The organism is Mycobacterium sp. NGS24 (assembly GCF_059813065.1).
The window spans coordinates 1-12,362 of record NZ_JCALDW010000026.1 but is presented as its reverse complement, the minus strand read 5'-3'; the positions used below and the strand labels follow the sequence as shown (position 1 = coordinate 12,362).

Annotated in this window: 10 protein-coding genes and 2 pseudogenes; 5 read left to right on the top strand and 7 right to left on the bottom strand. The window is 66.1% G+C overall.

What is annotated here, in order from left to right; translation table 11 throughout:
• Positions 1-130 precede the first annotated feature (130 nt).
• Positions 131-2,035, top strand: a pseudogene (locus AC5Y6Y_RS23590) (glycoside hydrolase family 15 protein); the annotation flags it as partial.
• A gap of 10 nt (positions 2,036-2,045) precedes the next feature.
• Here the strand turns inward: AC5Y6Y_RS23590 and AC5Y6Y_RS23585 are convergent.
• Both AC5Y6Y_RS23585 and lepA read right to left on the bottom strand, forming a co-directional pair.
• Entirely contained in the window at positions 2,046-2,780 is a 735-nt protein-coding gene (locus tag AC5Y6Y_RS23585) for a sensor domain-containing protein (RefSeq protein WP_499930508.1), read from the bottom strand.
• A gap of 41 nt (positions 2,781-2,821) precedes the next feature.
• A pseudogene (lepA, locus tag AC5Y6Y_RS23580) lies at positions 2,822-4,770 on the bottom strand (translation elongation factor 4).
• Between lepA and AC5Y6Y_RS23575 the strand changes: the two are divergent.
• Positions 4,764-5,375 (top strand): type II toxin-antitoxin system PemK/MazF family toxin, encoded by a 612-nt coding sequence (locus AC5Y6Y_RS23575; RefSeq protein WP_499930506.1) that lies wholly within the window; start codon positions 4,764-4,766, stop codon positions 5,373-5,375. The pseudogene lepA and the gene AC5Y6Y_RS23575 overlap by 7 nt on opposite strands.
• 109 nt (positions 5,376-5,484) lie before the next feature.
• Here AC5Y6Y_RS23575 and AC5Y6Y_RS23570 read toward each other — a convergent pair whose 3' ends face one another.
• Entirely contained in the window at positions 5,485-5,913 is a 429-nt protein-coding gene (locus AC5Y6Y_RS23570) for a CBS domain-containing protein (RefSeq protein WP_463824815.1), read from the bottom strand.
• Between the two features lie 167 nt (positions 5,914-6,080).
• Here AC5Y6Y_RS23570 and AC5Y6Y_RS23565 point away from each other — a divergent pair, with 167 nt between their 5' ends.
• Both AC5Y6Y_RS23565 and AC5Y6Y_RS23560 read left to right on the top strand, forming a co-directional pair.
• A complete protein-coding gene (locus AC5Y6Y_RS23565; RefSeq protein ID WP_499930504.1) occupies positions 6,081-6,920 on the top strand; it encodes a ribonuclease Z in 840 nt (279 codons plus the stop codon).
• A 79-nt stretch (positions 6,921-6,999) separates the two neighbouring features.
• Positions 7,000-7,338, top strand: coding sequence for a PE family protein (locus AC5Y6Y_RS23560; protein WP_463824817.1), 339 nt, complete (start codon positions 7,000-7,002; stop codon positions 7,336-7,338).
• Positions 7,339-7,351: 13 nt separating this feature from the next.
• Here AC5Y6Y_RS23560 and AC5Y6Y_RS23555 read toward each other — a convergent pair whose 3' ends face one another.
• Genes AC5Y6Y_RS23555 through AC5Y6Y_RS23545 form a run of 3 tightly spaced genes read right to left on the bottom strand, consistent with a single transcriptional unit; the run spans position 7,352 to position 10,847 of the window.
• A complete protein-coding gene (locus AC5Y6Y_RS23555; protein ID WP_499930502.1) occupies positions 7,352-8,191 on the bottom strand; it encodes a transglutaminase family protein in 840 nt (279 codons plus the stop codon).
• Positions 8,191-9,168 carry an alpha-E domain-containing protein gene (locus AC5Y6Y_RS23550; RefSeq protein ID WP_463824819.1) on the bottom strand — a complete coding sequence of 326 codons (978 nt, stop codon included), beginning with the start codon at positions 9,166-9,168 and terminating at the stop codon, positions 8,191-8,193. The genes AC5Y6Y_RS23555 and AC5Y6Y_RS23550 overlap by 1 nt, the downstream gene beginning before the upstream one ends.
• On the bottom strand, positions 9,168-10,847 hold the full coding sequence (locus tag AC5Y6Y_RS23545; RefSeq protein WP_463824820.1) for a circularly permuted type 2 ATP-grasp protein: 1,680 nt from the start codon (positions 10,845-10,847) through the stop codon (positions 9,168-9,170). The genes AC5Y6Y_RS23550 and AC5Y6Y_RS23545 overlap by 1 nt, the downstream gene beginning before the upstream one ends.
• A 139-nt stretch (positions 10,848-10,986) precedes the next feature.
• Here AC5Y6Y_RS23545 and rpsT point away from each other — a divergent pair, with 139 nt between their 5' ends.
• Entirely contained in the window at positions 10,987-11,250 is a 264-nt protein-coding gene (gene rpsT / locus AC5Y6Y_RS23540; protein WP_463824821.1) for a 30S ribosomal protein S20, read from the top strand.
• 22 nt (positions 11,251-11,272) lie between these two features.
• Here rpsT and holA read toward each other — a convergent pair whose 3' ends face one another.
• Complete coding sequence (gene holA, locus AC5Y6Y_RS23535) at positions 11,273-12,214, bottom strand: DNA polymerase III subunit delta (protein ID WP_499930551.1); 942 nt, start codon at positions 12,212-12,214, stop codon at positions 11,273-11,275.
• Positions 12,215-12,362: the final 148 nt, after the last annotated feature.

The window sequence follows — 12,362 nt, the reverse complement described above, 5'->3', positions numbered from 1 at the left end:
GCACGCCGATCCCGCAGATTCAGCTGACGACCACCCGGGACCACTCGACGAACCGTCCACCGAACTCGCCACGCTCGACGCAGTGGCCACCGAACTCGAACCCACCGCCCCGTATGTGTCCAGTTCGCCGTCCCGCAACCCGTTCCCGCCGATCGCGGATTACGCCTTCCTGTCCGACTGGGAGACGACGTGCCTGATCTCCCCCGCCGGTTCGGTGGAATGGCTGTGTGTGCCGCGGCCGGACTCGCCAAGCGTGTTCGGGGCGATCCTGGACCGCAGCGCCGGCCATTTCCGGCTCGGTCCCTACGGTGTCTCGGTGCCTTCGGCGCGACGCTACCTACCCGGCAGTCTGATCATGGAGACCACCTGGCAGACCCACACCGGATGGCTGATCGTGCGCGACGCCCTGGTGATGGGCCCCTGGCACGACATCGAACGCCGTTCCCGGACGCACCGCCGGACCCCGATGGACTGGGACGCCGAGCACATCCTGCTGCGCACCGTGCGCTGCGTCAGCGGCACCGTCGAACTGATGATGAGCTGCGAACCGGCCTTCGACTACCACCGCCTCGGCGCCACCTGGGAGTATTCGGCGAAGGCGTACAACGAAGCGATCGCCCGTGCGACCAAGCAGCCCGATGCGCATCCGACGCTGCGCCTGACCACGAACCTGAACATCGGCCTGGAAGGCCGCGAAGCCCGCGCCCGCACCCGGATGAAAGAAGGCGACGACGTGTTCGTCGCGCTGAGCTGGACCAAGCATCCCGCGCCGCAGACCTATGAAGAAGCTGCCCACAAGATGTGGCAAACCACCGAATGCTGGCGGCAATGGATCAACATCGGCAACTTCCCCGACCATCCGTGGCGGGCCTACCTGCAGCGCAGTGCGCTCACCCTGAAAGGGTTGACGTATTCGCCCACGGGTGCGTTGCTGGCGGCCAGCACCACGTCACTGCCGGAGACGCCGCAGGGCGAACGCAACTGGGACTACCGCTACTCCTGGATCCGGGACTCGACGTTTGCGCTATGGGGGCTCTACACCATCGGATTGGACCGCGAGGCCGACGATTTCTTCGCGTTCATCGCCGACGTGTCCGGCGCCAACAGCGACGAACGTCATCCGCTGCAGGTCATGTACGGCGTCGGCGGCGAGCGCAGCCTGGTCGAAGAAGAACTGAACCATCTCTCCGGCTATGACCACGCCCGTCCGGTGCGCATCGGCAACGGTGCCTACGACCAGGTCCAGCACGATATCTGGGGCTCGGTGCTGGACTCCTTCTACCTGCACGCGAAGTCGCGCGAGCAGGTGCCGGAGACGTTGTGGCCGGTACTCAAGCGGCAGGTCGAGGAGGCGATCAAGCACTGGCGGGAGCCCGACCGCGGCATCTGGGAGGTGCGCGGCGAACCGCAGCACTTCACCTCCTCGAAGGTGATGTGCTGGGTGGCGCTGGACCGGGGTGCGAAGCTGGCCGAACGCCAGGGCGAGAAGACCTACGCCCACCAGTGGCGGGAGATCGCCGAGGAGATCAGGGCCGACATCCTGCACCACGGAGTCGATTCCCGGGGCGTGTTCACCCAACGCTACGGAGACGACGCGCTGGACGCGTCGTTGCTGCTGGTGGTGCTGACCCGGTTCCTGCCGCCCGACGACCCGCGGGTGCGCGCCACCGTGCTGGCCATCGCCGATGAACTCACCGAGGAAGGCCTGGTGCTGCGCTACCGGGTGCACGAGACCGACGACGGGCTGTCCGGTGAGGAGGGCACGTTCACCATCTGCTCGTTCTGGCTGGTGTCGGCGCTGGTGGAGATCGGTGAGGTGGCCCGCGCCAAACGGTTGTGCGAGCGGTTGCTGGCCTATGCCAGCCCGCTGCACCTCTACGCCGAGGAGATCGAGCCGCGCACCGGCCGGCACCTGGGCAACTTCCCGCAGGCGTTCACCCACCTGGCGCTGATCAACGCGGTGGTGCATGTGATCAGGGCCGAGGAGGAAGCCGACGGCTCGGGCGCCTTCCAGCCCGCCAACGCCCCCGTTTGACGGCGCGGGATCAGACCAGGGCGCTGATCTTGTCCATCACGGCGCGGGCGATCTGAATCGCGCTGCTGCTCAGGGTCGCCGTGCCCTGATCCGATGAGTTGTCGGTGCTGAAGAAAGCGATCTCCACCTCGACCAGGCAGTTGGCCCGCACCCCGATGGCGCGCGCCATCGGCATCGGGGTGGCGTCCGACAAACTGGCCTGCTCGGAGATGTCAGCTGCCAGCACAGAATCGGCCACCCGGACGTTGCTGATCGTGTCGACGAAGCTGAGTGTGGAACCGGACAGCTGCACCGAGGTCCCCGCGCACTTCTTCCACTGGGTGGTGAACTGCTCGAAGAGCGCGCTCGCGTCGGTGACGGCGGGAAACGTCACCACGCCTTCGGTCACGCTGATGACCTTGACGGAATCAGTTGCGTGCCACCACACCTGGCGTGCCATGTCCTGAACCGGGGCGGATTCGTAGGAGCCTTTCTCCATCTGGGTCACGACGCCGACGCAGGAGGGCGGCGAGGCGGGTCCATACGAGCGCGGCAACTTGTCGCGGCCGCCGTAGCGGGGCGGGAAATCCGAGTCGACCTTGAACGGCTGACCCAGCATGGCAGCCAGCGCGGCATCGTCGAGCAGCACCTCTTTGACGGTTTCGTTCAGCAGTGGGCGCGGTTTGAGTCCCGGTGCGGCGTGCATGGTGCCGGGCACCACATTCGTACATCCCGCCAGTCCCAGGACAAGCGACGAAAGACCCACTAGCCAGCGGTATTTCATGTGTCCGGGCCTCTCTGCCGTCGCTACTTCTTGCCCTTGTCTCCCGCGCTGTCGGTGGAAAGCGCTGCGACAAAGGCTTCCTGGGGCACGTCGACGCGTCCGATGGTCTTCATCCGCTTCTTGCCCTCCTTCTGCTTCTCCAGCAGCTTGCGCTTGCGGGTGATGTCACCGCCGTAGCATTTGGACAACACGTCCTTCCGGATGGCCCGGATGTTCTCGCGCGCAATGATTTTGGAGCCGATCGCGGCCTGAACCGGAACTTCGAACTGCTGACGCGGGATCAGTTCCTTGAGTTTGGTGGTCATCTTGGTGCCGTAGGCCGCTGCGCCGTCCTTGTGGACGATCGCCGAGAACGCGTCGACGGCTTCGCCCTGCAACAGAATGTCGACCTTGACCAACTGGGCTTCCTGTTCGCCCGCCTCTTCGTAGTCGAGGCTGGCGTAACCGCGGGTGCGTGACTTCAACGAGTCGAAGAAGTCAAAGATGATCTCGCCCAACGGCATTGTGTACCGCAGTTCGACCCGCTCGGGCGACAGATAATCCATGCCACCCAGTTCGCCGCGCCGCGACTGGCACAACTCCATGATGGTGCCGATGAATTCGCTGGGGGCGATGATGGTGGTCTTGACGACGGGTTCGTAGACGGTGCGGACCTTGCCTTCAGGCCAGTCCGACGGGTTGGTGACCACGATCTCGGTGTTGTCTTCCTTTTCCACCCGATACACCACGTTGGGCGAGGTGGAGATCAGGTCCAGGTCGAACTCGCGCTCGAGCCGCTCCCGGGTGATTTCCATGTGCAACAGTCCCAGGAAGCCACACCGGAATCCGAAGCCCAGCGCCACCGAGGTCTCCGGTTCGTAGGTCAGGGCGGCGTCGTTGAGCTGCAGCTTGTCCAGGGCGTCGCGCAGATTCGGGTAGTCGCTGCCGTCGACCGGATACAGACCCGAGTAGACCATCGGCCTGGGCTCCCGGTAGCCCGTCAGCGCGTCCTTGGCCCCGTTGCGGGCCGTCGTGACGGTGTCCCCGACCTTGGACTGCCGGACGTCCTTCACCCCGGTGATCAGGTAACCCACCTCACCAACGCCCAGGCCGACGCTGGGCTTCGGCTCCGGCGAGACAATGCCGACCTCGAGCAGTTCGTGGGTGGCGCCGGTGGACATCATCGAGATGCGTTCGCGCGGAGTGATCTTGCCGTCGACCACCCGGACATAGGTGACCACGCCCCGGTAGATGTCGTAAACGGAGTCGAAAATCATTGCGCGGGTGGGGGCCTCAGCGTCACCCTGCGGCGGCGGCACCTCGCGCACCACATGATCGAGCAGATCGGCGACGCCCTCGCCGGTCTTGCCCGACACCCGCAGCACGTCGCCGGGTTCACAACCGATGATGTGGGCGATCTCACCGGCATAGCGGTCCGGGTCAGCGGCGGGCAGGTCGATCTTGTTGAGCACCGGGATGATGTGCAGATCGCGGTCCAGCGCCAGATAGAGGTTGGCCAGGGTCTGGGCCTCGATGCCCTGGGCGGCGTCGACCAGCAGCACCGCTCCTTCACAGGCCTCCAGCGCGCGGGACACCTCGTAGGTGAAGTCGACGTGGCCGGGGGTGTCGATCAGGTGCAGGACGTAGTCGCCTGCGTCGGGCCCATCCTTCAACGCCCAGGGCAACCGGACATTCTGCGCCTTGATGGTGATGCCGCGTTCCCGTTCGATGTCCATCCGGTCCAGGTACTGAGCGCGCATGGAGCGCTCGTCGACCACTCCGGTGAGCTGCAGCATCCGGTCGGCCAGCGTCGATTTGCCGTGGTCGATGTGAGCGATGATGCAGAAATTCCTGATCTGCGCCGGCGCGGTGAACGTCTTGTCGGCGAAACTGCTGATGGGAATCTCCTGGTCGGGCGGATTATGGGTATGCCCAGCGTATCCGTGCAGAACAGCCGGGACACAATCACGCGTCTATGCTGCGAGCATGGCACCGGGTAAGAAGTCGTCCGGCAAGTCACAGTGGAGGACGTTCCAACGATTTGCGGAGAATCTCGTCAACGAGGCTCCGAGGGTGGTGCAGCGCCTGCAGAACACGCAGGAGACGCTGCGGACCATCCAGCAGGCCGTAAAGATCACCGCGAACGTGATGGCGATGGGTCTGCCGGGCCCGCCGGCGGAGATCACCGCGGGTCGACCCGTGACGAACACGAGCTTTCCCACCGCGCACCGGGCCCGCAGGGTGAGTTACGCGCCCAACCTCGACGGTCGCGCCGATCCCGGCGAGATCGTGTGGACGTGGGTGGTCTACGAAGACGACCCCACCCGCGGGAAGGATCGGCCCGTGCTGGTCGTGGGTCGGGATCGCAGCGTGCTGCTCGGTCTGATGCTGTCCAGCCAGGAACAGCACGCCGACGATCGGGACTGGGTCGCCATCGGGTCCGGCGCGTGGGATTACGAGGGCCGGCAGAGCTGGGTGCGGCTAGACCGGGTGCTCGACGTGCCCGAGGAGGGCATTCGCCGCGAGGGGGCCATCCTGGACCGCGAGATCTTCGATGTGGTGGCGGCGCGGCTGCGCAGGGAATACTCCTGGCGCTGAGGTTTGCGCCCTTGCTGCACTGACTCTGCGTCAGCGGCAGGACGTGCGGGAAGGCACCACCCTCAGCGCAGCGTCAACGCCAGCGCCCCCGGGCCGGAGGTGAGCTCGCTCAACCCTGGGTGATGTAGGACTGCAACTGTTGCTGCTCGGCCTCGAGTTCGCCCATCCGCGTCTTGACCACGTCGCCGATGCTGACGATGCCGATCAGCTTCCGACCGTCGAGCACCGGCACGTGGCGTACCCGGTTCTCGGTCATCAGCACGCTGATCTCGTCGACCGTGTCCGACTTCGTGCAGGTGGCGACGGCGCTGGTCATGATCTTGGACACGGGCCGTGACAGCACGCTGGCGCCGTGCGTGTGCAGTTGACGTACCACGTCGCGCTCGGAGACGATGCCGACCACACCCTGGTCGCCGACCACCACCATGGCGCCGATGTTCTGCTCTGCCAGACCGGCCAGCAGTTCCCGGACCGTCGCGTCGGGGTTGATCGTGGTCACCGCCGCCCCCTTATTCCGCAAGACATCCGAGATCCGCATCTAACCTCCCGTGGGTTGTGATCCGATTCACACAGGCTACGACTTCCTGGCGTAGCGGAAAAGCCGCTGTCCGAAGCTGTGATCCGCTGCAGCGAAACCGTCACTGCATCTTGACTGCGGCGATCGCGGGACTACTGCTCAGCGCACCGGCTTGCAAGGATGGAGCCATGATCGAGGTCACCCTGCTCGGCACCGGCAGCCCCATTCCCGACCCGAACCGCGCCGGACCCGCCACCCTGGTCCGGGCCGGCGGCCAGGTATTCCTGATCGATTGCGGGCGCGGGGTGTTGCAGCGCGCAGCGGCGGTCGGGGTCGGTGCCGCGGGTTTGACGGCGCTGCTACTCACCCACCTGCACAGTGACCACATCGCCGACCTCGGCGACGTGCTGATCACCGGCTGGGTCAGCAACTTCGCACCCGATCCGGCGCCGCTGCAGATCATCGGTCCGCCGGGCACAGCGCCGGTGGTGGACGCCACCCTGCAAGCCTTCGGTCACGACATCGGCTACCGGATTGCACATCACGCGGATCTGAACGCGCCACCGCCGATAGAGGTCCACGAGCACACCGCGGGCCGGGTATGGGACCGCGACGGCGTGACCATCGACGTGGCACCCACCGACCACCGTCCGGTGGCGCCAACGATCGCATTCCGAGTCGAATACGACGGCGCCGCGGTGGTTCTGGCGGGCGACACCGTCCCGTGCGACACCCTGGACGAATTGGCCAGTGGCGCAGACGCATTGGTGCACACGGTGGTCCGCAAAGACATCCTCTCCCAGGTCCCGCAGCAGCGGATCAGGGATGTCTGCGACTACCATTCCTCAGTGCCGGAGGCGGCCGCGACGGCGGCGCGCGCCGGGGTCGCGACCTTGATTCTGACGCACTACGTGCCGGGTCTGGTGCCGGGCCAAGAGGGGCAGTGGCGGGACCTGGCGGCCGGCGAGTTCACCGGACGGATCGAGCTGGGTGACGACCTGCACCGGGTCGAGGTACACGCACGATGAGCACAAGACCCGAAATGGGTGTCCAGGGGCTCGCCGCGAGGTACGATCCGCTCCTGCCGTTGTTGAAATTAGGTGCGCGATGTCATGGTTTGCCGCGGAGCCGGAGGCGATAGCCGCTGCGACCAGCAGCCTGGCCGAGATCGGTTCGACGCTCGATGCGGCCAACGTCAGCGCGGCGTCGCCTACCACCGGTGTTCCCGCGGCCGCCGCTGATCAGGTCTCCGCGGCCGTCGCGTCATTCTGGGGCACGCACGCGCAGGGATACCAGCAGATCAGCGCCCAGATGGCGGCGTGTCACGACCAGATCATGCAGGGACTGGCCGCCGCGGGCGAGTCGTACGCCGGCACCGAGGCGGCCGTAGCCCAGCCGCTGCAGGGCATCAACGCCCCCGCCAGACATCTGCTGGGCGGCCGCTGATCGACTCGGTCGGCTAAGCGAGTCTGGTGATCTCGACTTCCACGTCGAGGTCCGTCGCGCCCAGGCCGGAGTAGATACCCTTCAGCGGCGACACGTCGGCGTAGTCACGGCCCACTCCCACACTGATGTACTGCTCGGTGATTTCGGTGTCGTTGGTGGGGTCCCAGTTGCACCAGCCACCCGTCCAGGCCTGGATCCAGGCGTGGCTGCGACCCTCGATCGCCTTGCCGACGGCGGCATCCCGCTTGGGGTGCAGGTAACCGGATACGTACCGGCCGGGAATTCCCATGCTGCGCAACACAATCAACGTCAGATGAGCGAAATCCTGACAGACGCCCTTGCCCTGCTCCAGCGCATCCAGGCCGGAGGATCGCACCCCGGTGGTGCCGGGTAGATAGTCCAGTTCGCTGCGCGCCCAGCGGGCTGCTGCGACCACGGCGTCGGCCGGCTCGTGGTTCTTCATGATCCGCTTGCCCACCGCGGCGACCCGCTTGCTGAACGGGGTGTAGTCGGTGGGGCGCAGTACCTCGTCGAACCGGTCGATCACCGCCAACGACTGCAGTTCCTTCCAGCTTGTCTTGTCCGTTGGCACCTCGGGGCGTTCGGTTTCCACCACCGACGACGACGTCACCGTGAGCTCGGTGTGCGGGGCGTGCAGGTCGAAAGCCGTGACGGCGGTGCCCCAGTAGTCGATGTAGCGGTAGGAGCGGGTCGCCGGGATGGTCTCGACCCGGTTCAGGACGACGTTCTGCCGCGTGTTGGACCGCGGTGTCAGCCGCGCCTCGTTGTACGACGCAGTCACCGGCGACTGGTACGCATACCCGGTGGTGTGCACCACCCGCATCCGCCACATCAGGATTCTCCTTGACTCTGCACGAGCTCACCGCGCTGTCGGGCATCCGTCCACGCCACCCATGGCGCGGCGTGAAAGTACTGCAGCGCCAACGCTTCTCCCACGTCGTGGCATGTCTTCTGCAGGCCGCCCAGCCGATTTTCAAGGGTCTCCAGCAGCACGCCGGGCTGCAGGAATTCCAATTCACTGCGCGCCTGACCGAGCAGTCGCTGCGCCTCGGAGGTGGCGCCCACGCGGCTCTGCGGATTGTGCAGCAACTCTTCGAGGTTGTGTTCGGCGAGCTTCAGTGAGTAGAAGACCGAACGCGGGAAAAGCCGGTCCAGCAACATGAATTCGACGACCCGGCCCGCGTCCAGCGCCCCCCGGTAGGTGCGCAGGTACGTGTCGTGCGCACCGGCTGAGCGCAGCAGTGTGACCCAGGCCGGCGACGAGGCACTGTCCCCCACCCGCGAGAGCAGCAGTCGCACCGTCATGTCGACCCGCTCGATCGCACGGCCGACCACCATGAAGCGGTACCCGTCATCGCGGGACAGGGTGGAGTCGGCCAGACCGGCGAACATGGCCGCCCGGCCCTCGATGAACGACAGAAACTCGTGTGGCCCAAGGCGTTTGGCCGCCCGCTCCCGTTCCGGCAGGGCATGGTAGGTGGTGTTGATGCACTCCCATGTCTCGCTGGACGTGACTTCCCTTGCCGACCTGGCGTTTTCACGAGCCGCCGAGATGGCGTCGACGATTGAACAGCCGCCTTCGGTATTGGGACTGAACGCCACCAAATCGGTCAACGACCAGACGTCGAGCCGGTGTTGGGGAGGTTCGATTCCCAGCACCTTGAGCAATAGCCGGGAAGACCGGTCCGGATCGACGCTGGATTCTTCGAGCAGGTGGTGTACGGCCACGTCCAGGATTCGCGCGGTGTCATCGGCGCGTTCCACATAGCGCCCGATCCAGTACAGGGCTTCGGCGTTGCGGGCAAGCATCAGTCGATCGCTTTCTGTTGCTGCTGTTGCTGTTGCTGTTCGTCCATCGGCTGCTGGATCGGTTGGGATTTCGTCCTTGCGGGGCGCGCGACCTCGGAGTTCTGCTCGGGCACGGCCCGCGGCAGCGAGCGCACCACCTGCGCGCGGCCCAGCTCGCGGGCGGCCACCGACGTGCGTGGCGCCAGCACCCAGGTGTCCTTGGAGCCGCCGCCCTGGCTGGAGTTCACCACCCGGGATCCTTCGACCAGCGCCGTGCGGGTCAGCCCGCCGGGCAGCACCCACACGTCGTCGCCGTCGTTGACGGCGAACGGCCGCAGGTCGACGTAGCGCGGTGCCAGCGAGTCGCCGATCCGGGTCGGCACGGTGGACAGTTCCATCACCGGCTGAGCGATCCAGGAGCGAGGATCGTCGCGGATCTTCTTGGCCAGGGCGGTCAACTCCTTCTCCGACGCCTCCGGCCCGAAGACGATGCCGTACCCGCCGGAACCCTCGACCGGTTTGACCACTAGCTCCCGGATCCGGTCCAGCACCTCTTCGCGTTCGTCGTCCAGCCAGCAGCGATAGGTGTCGACGTTGGCCAGCAGCGGTTTCTCCCCGAGGTAGTACTCGATGATGGTGGGCACATAGGTGTAGACGAGTTTGTCGTCGCCCACACCGTTGCCGATCGAGCTGGAGATGACGACGTTTCCGGCACGTGCCGCGTTGACCAGTCCCGCCACCCCGAGCACCGAGTCGGCGCGGAACTGCAGCGGGTCCAGGAAGGTGTCGTCGATGCGCCGGTAGATGACGTCGACCTGCCGTTCGCCGGCAGTGGTGCGCATGTAGACCTGGTTATCGCGACAGAACAGGTCACGACCTTCGACCAGCTCGACACCCATCTGGCGGGCCAGCAGCGAGTGTTCGAAATAGGCCGAGTTGTAGACGCCGGGGGTCAGCACCACCACGGTGGGATCGGCCTCGTTGGTGGCCGCCGACTTGCGCAAGGCCCGCAGCAGGTGTGAGGCGTAGTCGTCGACGGTGCGCACCCGGTGCGTGGCGAACAGATTGGGAAAGACCCGCGCCATGGTGCGCCGGTTTTCCATGACATACGACACACCCGAGGGTGAGCGCAGGTTGTCCTCGAGGACCCGGAAGTCGCCCTTCTCATCGCGGATCAGGTCGATGCCCGCCACGTGGATACGCACCCCGTTGGGCGGAACGATGCCGACGGCCTCGCGGTGAAAATGCTCGCAGGAGGTGATCAGCCGACGCGGGATGACGCCGTCGCGCAGGATTTCCTGATCGCCGTAGATGTCGTCGAGATACAACTCGAGAGCCTTGACGCGCTGGGTGATGCCGCGTTCCAGCCGGGTCCACTCGGCGGCCGAGATGACCCGAGGCACCAAATCCAGCGGAAAAGGGCGCTCCTGGCCGGACAGCGAGAACGTGATGCCCTGATCGATGAAGGCCCGGCCCAGCGCATCGGCGCGGGCTTTGAGCTCCGAGGCATCGGTGGGCGCCAGTTCGTTGTAGATGCCTTTGTAGGGACCGCGGACGTTGCCGTGCGCGTCGAACATCTCGTCGAACGCCAACGAGTAAGCGGCGTCTGAGGTGTTGTAACCCTCGAAAATGCGCTCGGAGCGGACCGGTGACCGCCGCCTGGACGGCTGGACCTGATTGGCAAGACTCACCTGTGTCACTCTGCCTCAATCCCCCCACTCCGGCTGACCCGGAGTTCGTCTTTTGGGCGAAAACGTAACCGACTGATAACCTGGGCAGTCGCTATCGGGTTGCTTACCCCGGGCAAAGCCAAGTCGAAACGAAATAAGGAACTGACGCGTGGCCAACATCAAGTCGCAGCAGAAGCGCAACCGGACTAACGAGCGCGCCCGGCTGCGCAACAAGTCGGTGAAGTCTTCGCTCCGTACGGCCATTCGCGCCTTCCGCGACGCGGCCCACGCCGGCGAGAAGGAAAAGGCCGCCGAGCTGCTGGTCTCGACCAGCCGCAAGCTGGACAAGGCCGTGAGCAAGGGCGTCATCCACAAGAACCAGGCCGCCAACAAGAAGTCGGCGCTGGCCCGCTCGCTGCACAAACTCGGCTGACCACCCCCTCGGCGGGCGGTATTCAGCTCGAGGCCAACTCCGCCACCTGCCGCACCGCGGACTCCAAGGCGTAATCGGCGACCGCGACGGCCCCTTTCACATTGGCGTTGAGGGTCGCCACCACCTGCATCGCAACGGCCAATCGGTCGCGTGACCACCGCCGTGCCTGCTTCTGGGCTTTCTGCACCCGCCACGGCGGCATCTTCAGTTGCCCGGCCAGCCGATAATGATCGCCGGACTGCGCCGAGACCAGGCCGATGGTGTGCACGGCTTCGGCGAGCGCGTCGGCCAGCACCACCAGCGGTTCACCGCGCATCATCGCCCAGCGCAGCGCCTCCGCGGCGCCCGCCACATCACCGGCCACCGCCTTATCGGCGATGTCGAACCCCTTCACCTCGGCTTTGCCGCTGTGGTAGCGGCGCACCGCCGCGGCGTCCACGTCGCCGTTGGTGTCGGCGACCAGCTGCGAGCAGGCCGACGCAAGTTCGCGCAGGTCGGATCCGACGGCATCCAGCAGGGCCGTCACCGTCTCGTCGTCGACCTTGGCCTTCAGCGAGCGGAATTCTTTACGGACGAAATCGGTCCGTTCGCCGGCCTTCGTGATCCTGGCGCAGGGATGGACCTGAGCGCCCAGCGACCGAAGCTCACCGGCCAGCGCCTTGGCCCGGCCACCACCGGAATGCACCACCACCAGCACAGTGCCGGCCGGGAGGTCCGCGGCAGCCGACGCGACCAGCGCGGCCGCCTCCTTGCCCGCCTCGGCCGCGGCCTCGAGCACGACGATCCGTTCCTCGGCGAACAGTGAGGGGCTCAACAACTCGGTGAGCTCGTAGGTGCTGACGTCACCCGCCCGCATCCGGTCCACGGGCACGTCAGCCCCGGGGGTGCGGCGTCGCGCCGCCTGCACGATCTGCGCGACCGCCCGCTCGATGAGAAGTTCCTCTTCCCCCAGCACCAGGTGCAGCGACGAATCCTCGGTCACGCCACGATGGTGTCACGAAGCAGCGACAGCCACGGAATTCGGTGGCGACCCGCCGCACCCGGCTACCCCGCGCTTGCGATCGCCACGCGAACATGGTGGCGACCCGCCGCACCCGGCTACGCCGCGCTTG